General features: G+C 56.8%; 17 protein-coding genes. 13 read left to right on the forward strand and 4 right to left on the reverse strand.

Annotation, left to right across the window (positions count from 1 at the left end; translation table 11 throughout):
* Positions 1-120: 120 nt before the first annotated feature.
* Positions 121-1356 carry an ORC1-type DNA replication protein gene (locus JS82_00005; protein QHK16616.1) on the forward strand — a complete coding sequence of 412 codons (1236 nt, stop codon included), beginning with the start codon at positions 121-123 and terminating at the stop codon, positions 1354-1356.
* A gap of 272 nt (positions 1357-1628) precedes the next feature.
* Here the strand turns inward: JS82_00005 and JS82_00010 are convergent, their stop codons facing one another.
* Positions 1629-2768: a transposase gene (locus tag JS82_00010; protein ID QHK16617.1), complete on the reverse strand. Its 1140-nt coding sequence runs from the start codon at positions 2766-2768 to the stop codon at positions 1629-1631.
* Between the two features lie 144 nt (positions 2769-2912).
* The gene (locus JS82_00015; protein QHK16618.1) at positions 2913-3764 is read right to left on the reverse strand and encodes a S26 family signal peptidase; all 852 of its coding nucleotides are present in this window, start codon (positions 3762-3764) and stop codon (positions 2913-2915) included.
* An 87-nt stretch (positions 3765-3851) separates the two neighbouring features.
* Between JS82_00015 and JS82_00020 the strand changes: the two genes are divergently transcribed.
* The 10 genes from JS82_00020 (at position 3852) to JS82_00065 (ending at position 12759) form a co-directional block, all read left to right on the forward strand.
* On the forward strand, positions 3852-4310 hold the full coding sequence (locus JS82_00020; protein QHK16619.1) for a cytidine deaminase: 459 nt from the start codon (positions 3852-3854) through the stop codon (positions 4308-4310).
* A gap of 112 nt (positions 4311-4422) precedes the next feature.
* Positions 4423-4755, forward strand: a complete 333-nt coding sequence (locus JS82_00025) for a hypothetical protein (GenBank protein QHK16620.1) — start codon at positions 4423-4425, stop codon at positions 4753-4755.
* 22 nt (positions 4756-4777) lie between these two features.
* Positions 4778-6823 carry a V-type ATP synthase subunit I gene (locus JS82_00030; GenBank protein QHK16621.1) on the forward strand — a complete coding sequence of 682 codons (2046 nt, stop codon included), beginning with the start codon at positions 4778-4780 and terminating at the stop codon, positions 6821-6823.
* Positions 6824-6825: 2 nt separating this feature from the next.
* Positions 6826-7059 (forward strand): ATPase, encoded by a 234-nt coding sequence (locus tag JS82_00035; GenBank protein ID QHK16622.1) that lies wholly within the window; start codon positions 6826-6828, stop codon positions 7057-7059.
* A 19-nt stretch (positions 7060-7078) separates the two neighbouring features.
* Entirely contained in the window at positions 7079-7636 is a 558-nt protein-coding gene (locus JS82_00040; GenBank protein ID QHK16623.1) for a hypothetical protein, read from the forward strand.
* A 5-nt stretch (positions 7637-7641) separates the two neighbouring features.
* A complete protein-coding gene (ahaC, locus tag JS82_00045; protein QHK16624.1) occupies positions 7642-8697 on the forward strand; it encodes an ATP synthase A1 subunit C in 1056 nt (351 codons plus the stop codon).
* Positions 8697-9002: a V-type ATP synthase subunit F gene (locus tag JS82_00050; GenBank protein QHK16625.1), complete on the forward strand. Its 306-nt coding sequence runs from the start codon at positions 8697-8699 to the stop codon at positions 9000-9002. Before ahaC ends, JS82_00050 begins: the two co-directional genes overlap by 1 nt.
* Positions 9003-10733, forward strand: coding sequence for a V-type ATP synthase subunit A (locus JS82_00055; GenBank protein ID QHK16626.1), 1731 nt, complete (start codon positions 9003-9005; stop codon positions 10731-10733).
* Positions 10734-10738: 5 nt separating this feature from the next.
* Entirely contained in the window at positions 10739-12118 is a 1380-nt protein-coding gene (locus JS82_00060; GenBank protein ID QHK16627.1) for a V-type ATP synthase subunit B, read from the forward strand.
* Positions 12115-12759, forward strand: coding sequence for a V-type ATP synthase subunit D (locus JS82_00065; GenBank protein ID QHK16628.1), 645 nt, complete (start codon positions 12115-12117; stop codon positions 12757-12759). Before JS82_00060 ends, JS82_00065 begins: the two co-directional genes overlap by 4 nt.
* A 260-nt stretch (positions 12760-13019) precedes the next feature.
* On the opposite strand, the gene JS82_00070 is transcribed toward JS82_00065, so the two are convergent.
* Positions 13020-14453 (reverse strand): DNA-directed DNA polymerase II small subunit, encoded by a 1434-nt coding sequence (locus tag JS82_00070; GenBank protein ID QHK16629.1) that lies wholly within the window; start codon positions 14451-14453, stop codon positions 13020-13022.
* A 134-nt stretch (positions 14454-14587) separates the two neighbouring features.
* On the opposite strand from JS82_00070, the gene JS82_00075 reads away from it, so the two are divergent.
* Positions 14588-14977: a hypothetical protein gene (locus JS82_00075; protein QHK16630.1), complete on the forward strand. Its 390-nt coding sequence runs from the start codon at positions 14588-14590 to the stop codon at positions 14975-14977.
* Complete coding sequence (locus JS82_00080) at positions 14974-15732, forward strand: TIM barrel protein (GenBank protein QHK16631.1); 759 nt, start codon at positions 14974-14976, stop codon at positions 15730-15732. Before JS82_00075 ends, JS82_00080 begins: the two co-directional genes overlap by 4 nt.
* Here JS82_00080 and JS82_00085 read toward each other — a convergent pair.
* Positions 15702-16811: a CPBP family intramembrane metalloprotease gene (locus tag JS82_00085; GenBank protein ID QHK16632.1), complete on the reverse strand. Its 1110-nt coding sequence runs from the start codon at positions 16809-16811 to the stop codon at positions 15702-15704. The two genes, JS82_00080 and JS82_00085, sit on opposite strands and share 31 nt — an antisense overlap.
* Positions 16812-16813: the final 2 nt, after the last annotated feature.

The following is a 16813-nucleotide window of genomic DNA, read 5'->3' on the forward strand; positions in this document are numbered from 1 at the left end:
AAAGATCAGAAGACAGCGGTATCCGATGGTTCGAGACCTTCTCGAAACACTTATAATCAGGTCCTCGTTACACAGGAAAGAAATTCGGAAAGCGGTATTTTCCGATGAAAAGGGATCGGGATGACGGAGAACAATATCTTCACACAGTACATGCAAAAAAGGAATGTCATAGTGAAGAACAAGAAGATTCTTCAGTCGTCCTACACTCCAGAGAACCTTCCCCACAGGATGGACAAGATCAAGGAGATAGTCGAAATCATAGCGCCTGCCCTGAACAAGGACAAGCCATCCAACATCCTGATCTTCGGGAAGACCGGAACAGGGAAGACCGCGGTCATGAACTTCGTCGGGAAGGAACTGAAGAAAGCCGATGAAGTGCAGCAGAACTGCTGTTTCATCTATGTGAACTGTGAAGTCGTCGACACGACGTACGGGATACTGTACAACATCTCCAATCAAATTATCACGGATCCGAGCAAGAGAATACCCTTCACCGGATGGAGTCTTGACAAGATCCTCGCCGAACTCACGGACTACATCGACAAGCAGGACAAAGTGTTCATAATCGTTCTCGATGAGATCGACAGATCCTTCCAGAAAAACGGGGATGACATATTCTATTACATGACGACAATCAACGAGGTCCTTCAGAACTCGAAGGTCTCCATTGTCGGTATAACAAACAATGCAAACTTCACAGAACTTCTGGGACAGAGAGTGAAGAGCAGACTCGGTGAGGAAAAAATCATATTCCCTCCATACAACGTCGAACAACTGCAGGACATTCTGTATGACAGGGCTAAAAACGCCTTTGACGAAGGTGTCCTCGATGATGATGTGATCCCATACTGCGCCGCACTGTCCGCCCAGGAGATGGGCGATGCGAGAAGGGCTCTGGATCTTCTGAGAATGGCTGCCGATTTTGCAGAGAGGAACGGTGACACAAAGGTCACCGGAGCCCATGTGCGTTATGCCAAGAACAAGATCGAGCTCGATGCCGTCTCCGAAGTCGTGAAGACTCTCACGATTCAGTCCAAGATCGTTCTGATGAGCATAATCAGGAACACGGACGAGGGTATGACCACCATGACGACCGGTGATGTCTACGCGACATACAAGTTCATCTCGGAGGCGATCGGTCAATCCGTTCTCACACAGAGAAGGATCGCTGGTCTAATCTCAGAGCTAGATATGCTGGGTATAATCCACGCCAGGGTGAAATCCTTCGGAAGAGCCGGTCGTACCAAGGAAATTGAGCTTAGCACACCTAAGGAAATAATCTCGATGATCAAGAACGATGAGATCTTCAAGGGATTTGAAGCTGTCAAGCCCAAGAAGCAGACGACTCTGATGTGATTCCATCGTTTTCATAGGAAATCCATCTCGTTTCATTAGGTTCCGTTCGTTCCGAATGGAAACGCATCTGATTCGTTCATTTTTTCATCGATTTTCATCGTTTTTACATGAGGTTTGGGATTTTTTGCGCCCTTTCAGGCATTTTTGACGAGGATGCGGAATGACCCCATACCTTTTTCCCGTTTCCAGTGGAAATGTAGGGGTGGGGGGCTTCATCTTTTGGTTCTTCGGGATTGAGGGTAGATAGCCACCCGATCCCATGTCGTCCGGTGTCACCCGGACGGTTCTGCGGATCCCCGCAGGGTTCCCATGCCGGAACCCAGGATGTTCAGCGCCGCGTTATGGTCGCGGTCCATCTCGAGCCCGCAACGCGGGCACGAGAACACCCTCCGAGTCAGAGGCATTTTCTCACCCACTAGCCCGCAGCACGAGCATGTGCGTGTGGTGTACGCCGGGTCGACCTTGACCAGGGGGATGCAAGCTCTTTCAGCCTTCGCCTCCACCTTCCTCACAAGGATTCCCAGAGCGGCCTCCGTGAACAGTTTCCTTCTCGGAGCGGGACAGTCGTCCCGCTCCATCATCCTCCTAAGCCTGAGGTCCTCCAGGATCACGGCCGAGTGGCCGGACACCATGCGGTTGGCGACCCCATCGAGGTATCCGTCGCGTCTGCGACGGATCCTCTCGTGCAGTGCGGAGAGGCGTCTCTGCTTCTTCCTGCGCTTCGGTCCGTCCTCCATCGACTCGATCTGCCTCTGGAGCCTGGCGATCTCGTTCTCGCACTCGGCGTAGAAGTCGGGGGCCTCGATCTTCTCCCCTTTGGAATCGGTGATGATGTCGCAGAGACCGAGGTCGAAGGCCTCGGGCTGCGCGGGTTCTGACAGGTCGATCTCGCTGCGGTATCTTTTGTCGGCCTCGAAGGTGATGTGCACATACCACCTGCCGCTCCTCCTGCGGACGATCCTGGCAGTCACGACCTTTCCACCCTTCGGCCGGTGGAGCATGCGCCTCCCGTCGAACCTAACGCCCCTCGGATCGATGGCCAGGGAACGGTATCTGGACTCGGACTTGAAGCGGGGGAGCCGCAGCTCCCCCGACCTCGCAGACAGCTTCGCGAACCTCGTCATGGCCGCATGCACTCTCAGGGGCGCGTCCCTGAGGGTGAACACGGCCACCGACCTCAGTTCTTCATCCTGGCCCCTCATAACGGTGATCCCCTTGTTCATCTCCCTCGGGGTCGGGAACCTGCCCCCCTCCATGACGTCGGTGATGCATTCCGCGAGGAGATGGTTGTAAAGGTCGCGGACGACGTCGAGCGTCCTCAGGAGCTCGCGCTCCTGAGCGCCGTTCGGGTATGCAGGGTACACTACTGTGACGTGCCCCTTCTCTGCGGATCCCCCCTCCATTTCTTCCATGATATCCCGACCGACCATCCGGCTTATAAGCCTCACAAGGGGAGGTCTCCGAACAAGGTCCCCTCTCCAGGGACGCCTGGCTATGCCTGTTGAGGGCCGAATACACCTCCGGTATGGGGTCATCTACCCTCAATCCCGAAGAGCTCATCTTTTCCACTGGCCGATCTTGTCCAGTCTTTCCCTGATGCTCCTCTCGTTCCTGAACATGCTGAATGCGTCCACCAGTATCAGGAGACCGAATATCGTGAGGAAGAACATCACGAACGAGGGCAGGCTGTTCGGGACGTACTCGAGGTTGTTCCCGCCATTAACCAGGATTTTCAGCGTTCCGAGCCAGGGTATCTCCATCACCGGGACGGACCTGATGTCTTCATACGAGATCGTATGATCCACGATGTTCGGCTGATCGAAGTTGGGATTGGTCTCGCTGTTGTCACCCATCGTCAGGAACCCGCTGCTCTTCTCGAGAGTGTCCAGGTCTATGCTCACGTCCTTCTGGGATACCGTTATGTCCTCGAAGTAGAGGGTCCCGCGGATGTTGTTGAAATCCGTCTCGTTCCTCACGGGTTGGCCGTTCTCGTCGTAGTATATCGAGTACCATCTGCCGTCGTAGTTCTCGAGACTCGGAGCGCTCCATGTGTCGCTCTCCTCGTTGTATTCCAGCCACACGATCGCGCGGTGAATGACCGGGTTCTGGTTGTCACCCCTGTTGTAGATGATGACGGACCCGTAGTCACCGAATGTGCTGTACCCGTTTTGGGTGCCCTCGACATAGCTCTGGATATCCACCTTGTCGGGTTCCCTGACTATGACGATGTCCCCGGTGTCTATGCTGCCGATGGTGGACTGATCCGGATCGTGCTGCATGCTCTGGGACATGACTATGCTGAACGGGGATGTCATGCCTGTGTAGACGACCAGGCTGGCGTAACCTCCTACGAAAACTATCACGATGACCCCGATGGAGATCAGGAGGTTCCTGTCGGCCTTGTTCACGACCGGGGATGGTCTACTCTATTAAAGTTAATTTCGGGCTTCCTTATGTACGAAGGGTTGAATAATCGGTCATGTATTCGACATGACATGGAAAGACCCAGCACTGACGAGTACTTCATGGAGATGGCACGTCTAGTCTCGACGAGATCCACATGTCTCAGGAGGAGGGTCGGAGCCGTCATCGTCAAGGACAAGAGGGTCCTGTCCACCGGGTACAACGGGTCCCCCCGCGGAACCAGGCACTGCGAGGAGCTCGGATGCATAAGGGAGCAGATGCATGTGCCATCCGGAACCAGGCACGAGCTGTGCAGGGGTGTCCATGCGGAGCAGAACGCGGTGACCCAGGCAGCCTACTTCGGGGTAAGCGTCAACGGTGCCACGATCTACACGACGACGTTCCCGTGCTCGATGTGCGCCAAGATCCTGATCAATGCCGGGATAAAGGAGATCGTGTACGACGAGGGCTATGTGGATGACCTTTCCAAGAGCCTTCTCGACGAAACCGAGATAGTCGTCCGCGAATTCCATCCAGAAAAGGAGTTCTGACTGCGGAATCCAGTGTTCCATCCTATCTATTATTTTAGTTTTCTTTATATACAAAGGCATTAGAGTTAAGTACCACTCCCAGGATACGATAGCAGGGTCGGGGAGTGTTAATTTGAGCCGAACTGACATACTTTCGGAAATAAAGAAAGCGGAGGCGGACGCTGATGCCAAGGTCGCACAGGCCGAGGCAGACAAGAAGGCCGCCATCGCTGAGGCTCGCAGGAATTCTGTGAAGAAGATTCAGGACGCTGAGGCTCAGATGCGCAGCTCTTACGAATCCGCGGTGGCCAAGGAATCCGAGGTCCTCGCTGCCAAGCGTGACGAGATGCTTGCCGAAGGCAAGAAGATCGCCGCCGACATCGAGGCCAGGTCCGAGGCAAGAATGCAGGAAGTTAGAGACTATCTCAACAAAGAAATAGAGAGGACCCTAAATGTCACTTCCTGAGTCGATGAGTAGGATTGTGATCGTGGGTACCAAAACTCACATCGATGAGGCCATCGAGGCAATCTACGATGCGAAGGCTATCCACCTGATCGATCATACCGTCGGCGCGGATGAAGGTTTTACCCTGGGGACTCCCCGTCCGTACTCATCCAAAGCATCCGAGAGGCTGCTGAAGGTGCGTGCGATGACAAAAGGATTGGGAATCACGCCTAAAACGAAATCCAATCCCGTCCCCGAGGATGAAATCAAGAGCCAGATATCATCTGACAGCGTCGAGCTTGTCGAGAAGGAGGTCAACTCCATCTTCGACAAGAGGAATGATCTCAATCAGAGAATCACCGAGTTAAACGCTAAGAAGAAGAATCTTGAGCTTCTATCCGCAATTCCGGTCGACATGGAGATGTACTCCGGTTACAGGACCATCTTCTCCGTCGTCGGAACCGTTGTTGACGACCCGTCGGCTTCCCTCCAGGGAATCGACTGCGAAGTCTTCACCTCCTTCCAGAAGAAGGGGGACAACGTCGTCGCTGTGTTCGCCAAAGTCGCTGACAGGGACAAGGTCTCTTCGGCGCTCGCCGAGCACGGTTTCTCCGAGATCCAGGTGCCTGAGGGCATGACGGGATCCGCAGCCAACGCCCTTGCGGTTGTTGACCGTGAGATCTCCGCCGCTCAGACGGAACTCGAGAGCGCGGACAAAGAAATCGAGCTTCTTTTTGTCAAACACAAGGACTTCCTTGAGGCATCCGAGGAAGAGCTTTCCATCCAGGTCGAGAAGGGAGAGATCCCTGTAAGGATCGCGACCAGCGAGTACACCTTCGTGATCGACGCGTGGGTACCCGAGAAGAAGGCGGAATCGGTCAAAGAAATGATCGAGTCCAAGGTCGAGGGAACCTATGTGGAGATCCAGGAGACACGCAGCAGGTCGCTGGAGGGCTCCGAGGAGATCGAGGCAAGGTTCAGAGAGCCTCCGACAAAGATGAACAACGGAAAGATTGCGAAGGAATTCGAGTACCCCACCAAGCTCGTGGCGGTTCCCAAGTATCAGGAGATTGACCCTTCCGTCCTGATCGCGATTTTCTTCCCTCTCTTCTTCGGATTCATGGTCGGAGACGTGGGATACGCTATCCCGTTCATCATCCTGGGTGCGTACGGACTCAAAGTCACGCACAACAAGGACTGGCGTGCTATCGCCACCGTGTTCTTCTTCGGAGGAATCTGGGCATTCATATTCGGATTCCTGTTCTTCGGAGAGTTCCTGGGTATGCACTTCGTGGGCATGCCCGAAGAGGGAGCGGTCACGCACACATGGCAACAGATGTTCGAGGTCTACTTCGGAATCTCCGGAGCCGGTCTCGAGGAGTTCTTCGGCGGAATCCTGCCTGCAGGACACGGTGTCGGTAAGATCGACGCCGAGTGGATCGGCTTCCTCATGAAGCTGACCGTCTACATCGGTATCGTCCACCTGCTTCTGGGATACATCTGTTCTATCTACAACAAGACAATCCAGCACGGTTTCAAGCACGCGTTCCTGGAGAAGGGCGGATGGCTGTTCGCCTTCCTGGGAATCGTCATCATGTGTTACGGATTGGCCAACTATCTGATCTACGGAATACCCACCGGTGCGGCCATCAGCACTATCGAGATGGCCTGTCTCATCGTGGGTGTGGTCCTGATCGTAGTCGGAACCGTCCTGAACCGTCACGAGGGGGCGCAGGCCATCCTGGAGCTTCCCGGAATTGTCGGAAACGTACTTTCGTATGCCCGTCTGGCAGCTATCGGAATGTCCAAGGCCGGTATGGCTCTGGCGTTCAACTACATCGCCATCGACATGTTCTACGGATCTGTCGGCGGCATCGGAGGAGTCATCCTCGCTATTGTCATGATGGCTTTCGGGCATCTGATGATATGGGTACTTGCCATCATCTCCGCGGGTCTGCACGGACTCAGGTTGCAGTATGTGGAGTTCATGGCCAAGTTCTTCGAGGGAGGCGGAGTCGAATTCGAGCCTCTCAAAATCAAACGCAAGAAAACCATTTCAAATGCAAAAAATGCAACAAGTGAGGTATAAAAATGGCACTTGAAGGAGATGTTGGAGCAGGACTTGTAGCAATCGGAGCTGGACTCGCCGTCGGTCTCGCCGGTATCGGATCCGGTATGGCTGAGAAAGACATCGGAGCTGCCGCCGTCGGAGCTATCACCGAGGACATGTCCCTTTTCGGAAAGGCACTGATGTTCACGGTTCTGCCCGAGACTATCGTCATCTTCGGTCTGGTTATCTCTATCCTCTGTATCTTCGTGATGTGAGCCGTCGAGAGGTATTCTCATGGCACTAGCGAACGTAACTCTGGAGATCCTCAGGGACGCCGACGACAAGGCTGCCGCCCTCAAGGCGGAGGCCGATGCCGAGATCGTCAAGATCAACGCCGACGCGGACGTGAAGATCGCCGAGTTGAAAGAGAAAGAGGAAAAGAGGCTCAAAGAGGCAATTGAGCGTCTCGACCGCCAGGAGATGTCCAGCGCAGAGCTGGAGAGCAAGAAGGTCGTCCTGGCCAAGAAGAAGGAGGTCCTCGCTGAGGCCTTCAACAGTGCACTCGAGGGTCTTGAGAAGGCTCCCAGCGATGTCAAGCTGAGGCAGTACAAGGCCATGGTCGAGAGCGCCAAGAAGATCATCGAGAACCCCACCGCCCTCATGTCCCAGAACGACAAGTTCACCGCTGAGGACCTCGGCGTCAGGGCCGTCAAGACCGACAGCAGGATCTCGTCCGGACTCATCCTCCAGAACGAGGATGGGACCATCGAGGTCGACATGCAGTACGAGACCCTCCTCCAGACCATCTGGGACCGCGACGTGAAGGCTGTGTCCGACATTCTGTTCGGGTGAGACCCATGTTCAACCGCAGCGGAAGAACAGGAAACTACGCGTACACCGTGTCCAGGGTGAAGGCCAAGAAGGCCCAGCTCCTTAAGGAAGAGGACTACAACAAGATGTTGCAGCTGAGCGTCCCCGAGATCTCCCGTTACATCAGTGAGACCGGCTACCAGAAGGAGGTCGTCGATCTCGCCTCGAGGTACGAGGGAATCAACCTCGTGGAGCACGCGACGTATGCCAACATGGCTAAGGTGTTCGGCAGTATCCTTGGGTCATCACAGGGTGAGCTCAAGACGATGGTGGCAGCATATCTCGAGAGATGGGATATCTGGAACCTCAAAGTCATCCTCCGCGGTAAATCCTACGGTCTTGACGTCGAATCCATCAAGGACGACCTCGTCCCTGCTGGAAGTCTCAAGATGGAAGATCTGGATAAGCTGGTCTCCCTCGACTCCAACGAAGACCTGCTCTCGAACTACGCCCGCATGGTCGGTATCCCACAGCATGACATCGTCAATGCTTTCAAGAGCACCGACAACGGCGTCGGAGAGGTTGAGGACTTCCTCGACAAGTACTACTACATCAGGCTACTGTCGAGCATCAACCCCACATCCAGGCCCGGACGTATGTTCCAGGATTATGTCAGGATGGAGATCGATGCGAAGAACCTCGAGACCATCCTCAAGCTGAAGGCTGAGGGGGTCTACGGTGAGATCGTGATGAAGTACATGATCCCCGGAGGCAAAGAGATCGACAAGAGGGTGGCGACACAGCTCGCCAACTCGGAGACTATTGCGGCCGTCGTCAACGATTCGGCCCAGCTGCAGTTCTCGGAATTCGTCAAACCCCTCGTCGAGGACGACAGGGTCCTGATCAGGGACGTCGTCCACGAGATGAAGAAGTACGAGATCGCACAGGCGAAGAAGTTCGCTCACATGTACCCCCTGTCCGTCGTGCCTGTTATCGACTACATGATCCACAAGGAGATTGAGGTCAACAACATCAGGACGGTCGCCCGGGGAATCGAGAGCGGACTGGACAAAGACATCATAAAAGGACTGCTGGTGATCTGATGGAAATCGCAGTGATTGGAAGCGACGAGTTCACGCTCGGGTTCAGGCTAGCCGGAATCAGGCGTGTGTTCGTGGCGAACTCAGAAAACTACCAGGAGAAGATACTGGAAGCACTTTCCCAGTCCACAATTGGTATCCTCGCAGTGGATGCGAAGGATCTCGACAATCTCTCTTACACAGTCAGGAACAGGGTAATGGACTCCATCCAGCCTGTGGTCGTGCCCGTTGGTGGTGACGAGAGCGACCTTCGTGAGAAGGTCAAGAGAGTGATTGGCGTTGACTTATACAAATCAGAGGATGAATAAATGAGCACTGAAGGTGTAATTTACAGGGTCGCCGGACCCGTGGTGACTGCCACCGGTATCTCGCCCAAAATGTACGACGTCGTGCATGTTGGAAACGAGCAGCTGATGGGAGAGGTCATCAAGATCGTCGGCGACTATTCCATCATCCAGGTTTACGAGGACACCTCGGGAATCAAACCCGGGGAGCCGGTCACAAACACCGGTAAGCCTCTCTCCGTTGAGCTCGGACCCGGTCTCCTCACCTCCGTTTACGACGGAATCCAGAGGCCCCTTCCCGTCCTCAGGGAGAAGATGGGAGACTTCATCTACCGCGGAGTCTCCGCGCCTGGACTGGATCACGCGAAGAAATGGGATTTCACCCCCGTAGTCAAAGTGGGGGACACTGTCACCGCAGGACAGGTCCTCGGTACCGTCCAGGAGGGCCCCATGGTCCACAAGATCATGGTCCCCGTCAGCATCGAGAAAGGAAAGGTCGAGTCCATCCTCCCCGGTTCCTTCACAGTCGACGAGACCATCGCCCTGATCGACGGAAAAGAGGTCTCCATGATCCAGTACTGGCCCGTCCGTGTGCCCAGGCCCGTCGCCGAGAAGTACCAGCCCGACGTCCCCCTGATCACCGGACTCAGGGTCCTCGACACCATGTTCCCCCTCGCCAAGGGAGGAGCCGCGGCCATCCCCGGTGCGTTCGGTACCGGAAAGACCGTCACTCAGCAGTCCCTGGCCAAGTTCTCCGATGCGGACATCGTCGTCTACATCGGATGCGGAGAGCGTGGAAACGAGATGACCGAGGTTCTCACAGAGTTCCCCGAGCTGGACGACCCCAGGACCGGAGAGAAGCTCATGAAGAGGACCGTCCTGATCGCCAACACATCCAACATGCCTGTGGCCGCTCGTGAGGCTTCCGTCTACACCGGAATGACCATCGCCGAGTACTTCAGGGACATGGGATACAACGTGGCTCTCATGGCCGACTCCACCTCCAGGTGGGCCGAGGCCATGCGTGAGATCTCCTCCAGGCTCGAAGAGATGCCCGGAGAAGAGGGATACCCCGCGTACCTGGCCGGACGTCTGTCCGAGTTCTACGAGCGTGCCTGCCGTGCCAAAGCGCTGTGCGGCGACGACGGATCCATCTCCGTCATCGGAGCCGTCTCTCCTCCCGGAGGAGACCTGTCCGAGCCCGTCACGCAGAACACCCTCCGTATCGTCCGTGTCTTCTGGGCGCTGGACACCAAGCTGAGGGAGAGGAGGCACTTCCCCACCATCAACTGGCTGACCTCGTACACCATGTACGACAAACAGCTGCTCCAGTGGTACAAGGACAACGTCTCCGAGGACTTCCCCGCACTGAGGGCCTGGGCCATGGGAATCCTGCAGAAGGAGTCCGAGCTCCAGGAGGTCGTGCAGATGGTCGGATCCGACTCCCTGCCCGACGAGCAGAAGGTCACTCTCGAGGTCGCCAAGATGATCCGTGAGATCTTCCTGCAGCAGAACGCGTACGATGAGGTCGATATGTACTGCCCCATCCAGAGGCAGTACGTCATGATGAGCCTCATCAGGAAGTACTCCGACCTGGCCGACAAGGCCCTCGCAGCCGGAGTGCAGGTCGACAAGATCGCCACCCTCCCCGTCAAGACCAGGTTCAACCAGGCCAAGTACGAGAAGACGATCGACGAGGAACTGAAGGCCGTGTCCGAGGACATGGACAAGCAGTTCGCCGAGCTTGGAGTGTGATTCGAATGGCAGACATTACCAAAGAGTACAAGACGATCTCCCAGATCGCCGGACCTCTCGTCTACGTCAAGAACACCGACCCCGTTGGATACAAGGAGATGGTCAACGTCAGGCTGTCCGATGGATCCATCAGGAGGGGACAGGTTCTGGACACATCCGACGACATCGTCGTCATCCAGGTGTTCGAGGGAACCACCGGTATCGACAGGGACGCATCCGTGCGCTTCCTGGGCGACACCATGAAGATGCCCGTCTCCAGGGACATGATCGGAAGGATCCTGTCCGGATCCGGAGAGCCCCTCGACGGAGGAGCCAGGATCGTTCCCGAGAAGGAGCTGGACATCGAGGGAGGAGCCATCAACCCCTGGGCAAGGGACAGTCCTTCCGATTTCATCCAGACCGGAATCTCCACCATCGACGGAATGAACACCCTGGTCAGGGGTCAGAAGCTGCCTATCTTCTCCCAGTCGGGACTTCCCCACAACGAGATGGCTCTTCAGATCGCCAGGCAGGCCAAGGTCCGCGGTGAGAACGAGGAGTTCGCTGTGGTGTTCATCGCCATGGGTATCACCAACGAAGAGAAGCAGATGTTCATGAAGGAGTTCGAGAGGACCGGTGCCCTGAAGAGCGCCGTGGTCTTCCTGAACCTGGCTGACGACCCCGCAGTCGAGAGGACCCTGACTCCCCGTCTCGGTCTGACCACCGCGGAGTACATGGCCTTCGACCTCGGAATGCAGGTGCTGGTCATCATGACCGATGTCACCAACTACTGCGAGGCCCTCCGTCAGATCGGAGCCGCCCGTGATGAGGTGCCCGGAAGGCGTGGATACCCCGGTTACATGTACACCGACCTCGCTCAGCTGTACGAGCGTGCCGGAAGGATCAAGGGCAAGAAGGGTTCCATCACCCAGATCCCCATCCTGACCATGCCCAGCGGTGACATCACCCACCCGATCCCCGACCTCTCCGGTTACATCACCGAGGGTCAGATCGTTCTGTCCATGGAGCTCCACAGGGCCGGAATCTACCCGCCCGTGAACGTCTCCTCGTCCCTCAGCAGGCTGATGGGAGGAGGAACCGGAGCCGGCAAGACCCGTGAGGACCACAAGAACGTGTCCGATCAGCTCTACGCGTCCTACGCCGAGGGTAAGGATCTCCGCGGTCTCGTGGCCATCGTCGGAAAGGACTCCCTCTCCGCCAAGGACAGGAAGCTCCTCGACTTCGCCGACATCTTCGAGGACAGGATCGTCCGTCAGGGAATCGACGAGGACCGTTCCATCGAGGAGACCCTGGACATCGCCTGGGAGATCTTCACCGAGCTCGACCTCGACCAGCTGACAAGGATCAGCCGCAAGTACCTCGAGAAGTACCTGCCCAAGAAGTGATTGCCATGGCTGCACACGATGTCACCCCCAACCGCTCGGTCCTCCTGGACCTGAAGAGAAGGATCAAGCTCACCAAGAGCGGATACAAGATCCTGAAGATGAAGAGAGATGGTCTCATCATCGAGTTCTTCGAGGTCCTGGAGAAGGCCAGGAAGATGCGTGAAGGAGTCTCCGCCGACTACGATGTCGCGATGGAGAAGATCACCATCGCCAGGGCTGTCGAGGGAGAGATCGCCGTGAGAAGCGCGGCATACGCCCTGAAGGCAGACCCGCAGGTGAAGCTCAGCAGCAAGAGCATCATGGGAATGATGGTTCCCAAGGTCGAGGCAGACTGGGTGCACACGAACATGACCGAGAAGGGATACGGAGTCATCTCCACATCCCCCTACATCGAGGGTGCCTCGAACGCGTTCGAGAAGCTCCTCGACACGATCATCCGTGCCGCCGAGGTCGAGACCACGATGAAGAAGCTGCTGGATGAGATCGAGAAGACCAAGAGGCGTGTCAACGCCCTTGAGTACAAGATCATCCCCGAGCTGCAGGAGGCAGAGAGGTTCGTCAAGTTCAGTCTCGAAGAGATGGACAGGGAGAACACCACCCGCCTCAAGCACCTGAAGAGCAAAGGAGCCGCGGAAGAGTGAAATCCATCGAAGAGCGTCTGGAGGAGATACAGGAGGACCCTGTCAAGCTGAAGAGGTCCTTCAACCTAATCTGGATCGTCTCTTACGGGATGCTCTTGCTCGGTGCCTTCATCATCATCGCGGTGCTGATCCAGGATCGTCTCTAAACCCCTTAAGAAACTCCATTTCAACACCGGGCCTTTGGGCCCGGTTACTTTTTTTAAACATTCTGTCGTCGGATCCCGTTCGAGAACAGTGTCAAAATTAGGATTGATTGCAGGTCACTCGTGGAAGTTGTGCATCCTGATCTGGCCGTTGCCAAGGTCGACCACGGGCATGATTCCCGGGTCCGGGTTGAAGTTGTGCTGTCTCTGGTACTCCGTCTGCGACTGCCAGGTGGAGGCGTTGATCATCCTGACTCCGTTGTAGATCTCCTCGCCGACTCCGTGGACGTGTCCGGTGACGAAGATGTCCGGCACGTACTCCATGGCCATGTAGTCCTTCTTCTCAGGGGCCAGGGCGTTCCTCTGACCGTAGATCGGTGCAAGGTGTCTCCTCACGCACATCTGCTTCATGGTGTCGAGGGGGTTCTCGTACGTCAGGTACTGGACGGCCGCGATCCAGTCGTCGAGGCTCTTCCCGTGGTAGGTGAGCACCGTGCGCCCCTCCACGCTGAGGTACACTGGGTTGCCGACCATGATTATGTTCGAGTCGAAGTTCTTGGTGAACCTCAGGTTGAGTGCGGGCTGCGGTTCCGCAAGGCGTGCGGCATCGTGGTTGCCGGGGTGCACGACCATCTTGATGTGATCGGGGATCTCTTTGAGGTTCTCCGCCAGTGTCTCGTACTGCTGGTCGATGTCCTTGATGTTGAGCTCCTTGTCCTGATCGGGGAACACGCCGATCCCGTCTACGACATCGCCCGGGAACACGAGGTAGTTTATGCATTCCGCTTCTGCATTGTGTTTCAGCCACTCGATCATCCTGCGCCAATCGTTTTCAAGGAACGTTGCGCTTCCGACATGCACATCGGAAAGGAAGGCGATTTTGGACGGGGTGTCGGAGACCTCCCACGTGTGGTTGCGGGGGATGTCGGGACGGTATATCTTCTCGGGGATGATCATGGACCTCTGGACGTTCGGCCTTCCGAGGACTCCGATCACCTCGTCGTTGACGAAGGTCTCGGAGCTCAGGGGGGAGTCCTTGGAGATGAACACCTTTGCCGTCCCGGTGTCATCCTCTATGGTGAGCATCGTGTGCCCGTTCTTGGTGGTCGAGCAGTCGTAGACGATGCCTGTGACCTTGACGTCCCTGTCGAGGGTCATCGCCCTGGAGATGTCCATCGCCCTGCCGAAGTCGTTGCGCTTCTCCACGAGCCTCTTGAGCGTGAAGAAGCGGCTCCGGAAGTAGTTGGCGAAGTCGTTGATCTTGCCCTCGCAGGTGGACTCGCCGGTGATGTCGGTCCCCTTCATGACTGTGAGGTCCGAAGTGAACCTGTTCTTCGGCTTGACCTCCTTGGGGGCCTGGAACAGGGTCTTGTCCCCCGCTATGCAGTCCATGATGTCCTGCTTGTTCACGAACATCATGTTCGACGAGAGGTGGGCGAACACCGTGTTGGTGAACGCCATCGGGTCGTTGTTCGAGAGGATCATCTCCATGGCGTCCGGAGAGAAGAAAATCTTTCTCTTCGCAGCTGCAGACAGGATCTCCTCCTTCATGTCCGAAGGGATGTTGCACTAGGCTATATTCGTTTGCGCCCCACTTCGAAACGCGCGGGAACATGCATCCGCATTGGTATTCACACAGGCTCCTCTTATCCAGTTTATATATCATCAGATGTCTAGAGAACCGCATGACCTCTGTTACAATCTCCTGTCCGGTCAATCCGAGCGAGGACCCCGACAAGGTGCGTTCGGCAGTCCTGGCTATATTCCCCGATGCGGAGCTCGAACCGGTCGAAGGCGGTTTCGAGGGCATCGTGCCCTCCCTCGACAGCTTCGGGAAGCTGATCCGCAGGCAGAGGATCCTCGATGCGGCCCGTGCCGTCCTCATCTCCAATATGCGCGGCCACAGGACCAGGATGAGCCTGAACAAGCAGGTGGCGACCGTCGGGAAGATCTCTTTCGCCGACAGGAACCCTGTGCTGGGGGCCATCGAGATCTCAGTCGAGGACGACGACCTCGTCGCATTGATCGACAGGGTGGCACCCATGACGGTCGACGGCGAGGAGGTCAAGCAATGATCGGGATGTCCTGCACCCACTTCAGCAACAGTCCGCTGTCGGACTGGGTCGACCCTGTCTCGGAGACCTTCCGTCACTGGGAGATCTTCTCGGAGATAGACCATTCCGTCATCAACAGGGAGGCGGAGATCGAGGACCTCGTGTCAGCCGCCGGCATATCGTGCTCGGTGCACGCACCGATATGCGATTTGAACGTGGCCTCATTCTCCGACAGGCTCCGGGATGCGTCGGTCGCCGAGACCTGCGCGGTCATAGCCTCGTCGGCGGAGATCGGCGCGAAGACCGTCACCGTCCACCCGGGTCTGGCATCCATGTCGGTCCACGGTACGGCGGAACGCGCCGCCGAGAGGGCTAAGAGGTCCATGCGTGTTTTCGAAATGATGCAGAGGGAGTACGGCGTCCCCGTGGCGATAGAGAACATGCCCGACGTCCCGATATTCCTGGGCATATCCGCCTCCGCTCTGGCCGACATCGTGGACGGCACGGATCTCGGGATATGCTTCGACATCGGTCATGCCAACACGTCGGGACAGATCGATGCGATGATCGACACGTTCGGGGACAGGATCGTCAACATCCACATCCACGACAACAACGGGCAGAGGGACGAGCATCTGACGATCGGCGACGGGAACATAGACTTCCCGAAGGTGCTGTCGCGCCTCTCCCGCTACGGCGGCAACTTCATCATAGAGGCCAAGAGCCTCGAGTCCGCCAGGGCCTCTCAGTCACGCCTGGAGAAGATGCTCTCCTGATCCGGCGGGACGATGTTGGGCATTCCCTTCACAGCCTCCGGGGTACGGAGCAGCTTCCTGGCTATCTCGATGAGCGACGGGATTCCCGATATTATGATGACCATCAGGATAGCGGACACCAGCAGCGCCGTGGAACCGCTTGCGAGGACGGCCATGTAGTCCACGATGAAGTGGAACACTATGGATGCGTGAACCCCGAAGCGGACGTACAGGTACCCCATCGCCAGACCGGAGATTAACGTGGGGACCACCTTCCACAGACCCCATCCGGACAGATGGCCGAACCCGAATATGACGGATGAGATCACGATCAGGACCAACGCCGCACGGCTCATCCCGAATCCCCCGACGAGGTACTTCAGGGCGTCCTTCTTCTTGCACAGCAGTCCGAGCACTGCCATCGGCACACCGATCCACACGATGCGGGTGATGACCTCCTCCCAGACAGCCGCATTGGCGTAGGCGTACAGGGCCTCGGGGATGAATCCGATGTCGGAGTCCGTCGGCAGGTTGACCTCGTCGATCTGTATCACGACGCAGACCACGTTCAGGAACAGCGCAGCTCCGAGCAGCATCGCGACCCAGTACAGCGGGGTCTTCGAGAACTCCTCCGCCACCTTCTCCCTGGGAGTCTTCAGTGCGGGTAGGGTCTGGTAGAGGACGAGGGCCACCGAGGCCACTATGGCCGCCACGATGACTATCCAGAACAGCTGCAGCCCGGTTCCGCCGAGGGCGCCGATCGATACCAGCTTGGGTACGAGCAGCAGGACATCGTAGGATGCGCCCGACGCCCAGTTCCAGACAGCCTCTATGCCCAGGAGCATGGCGCAGAACTCAGCGAGCAGCAGGACGGCCACCAGCACGGAGGTGCCGATGATGACGCTCCTGAGGACGTTCCATTGGGAGGATGTCCGTGGCTCGGCCTGAACCGTATGCAGCGGCCTTCCGCAGGAGGCGCAGTACGCGTACCCCGCCTCCCTGGATTCCTCGCAGTGCGGGCAGGAGTCGAGCGGCTCTCCGCAGTGGATGCAGTAAGTGTATCCGTTCTCGCGGCATTCCTCGCATTTGTCGCATGACATGA

This window comes from Methanomassiliicoccaceae archaeon DOK (genome assembly GCA_009911715.1).
Lineage (GTDB): Archaea > Thermoplasmatota > Thermoplasmata > Methanomassiliicoccales > Methanomethylophilaceae > Methanoprimaticola.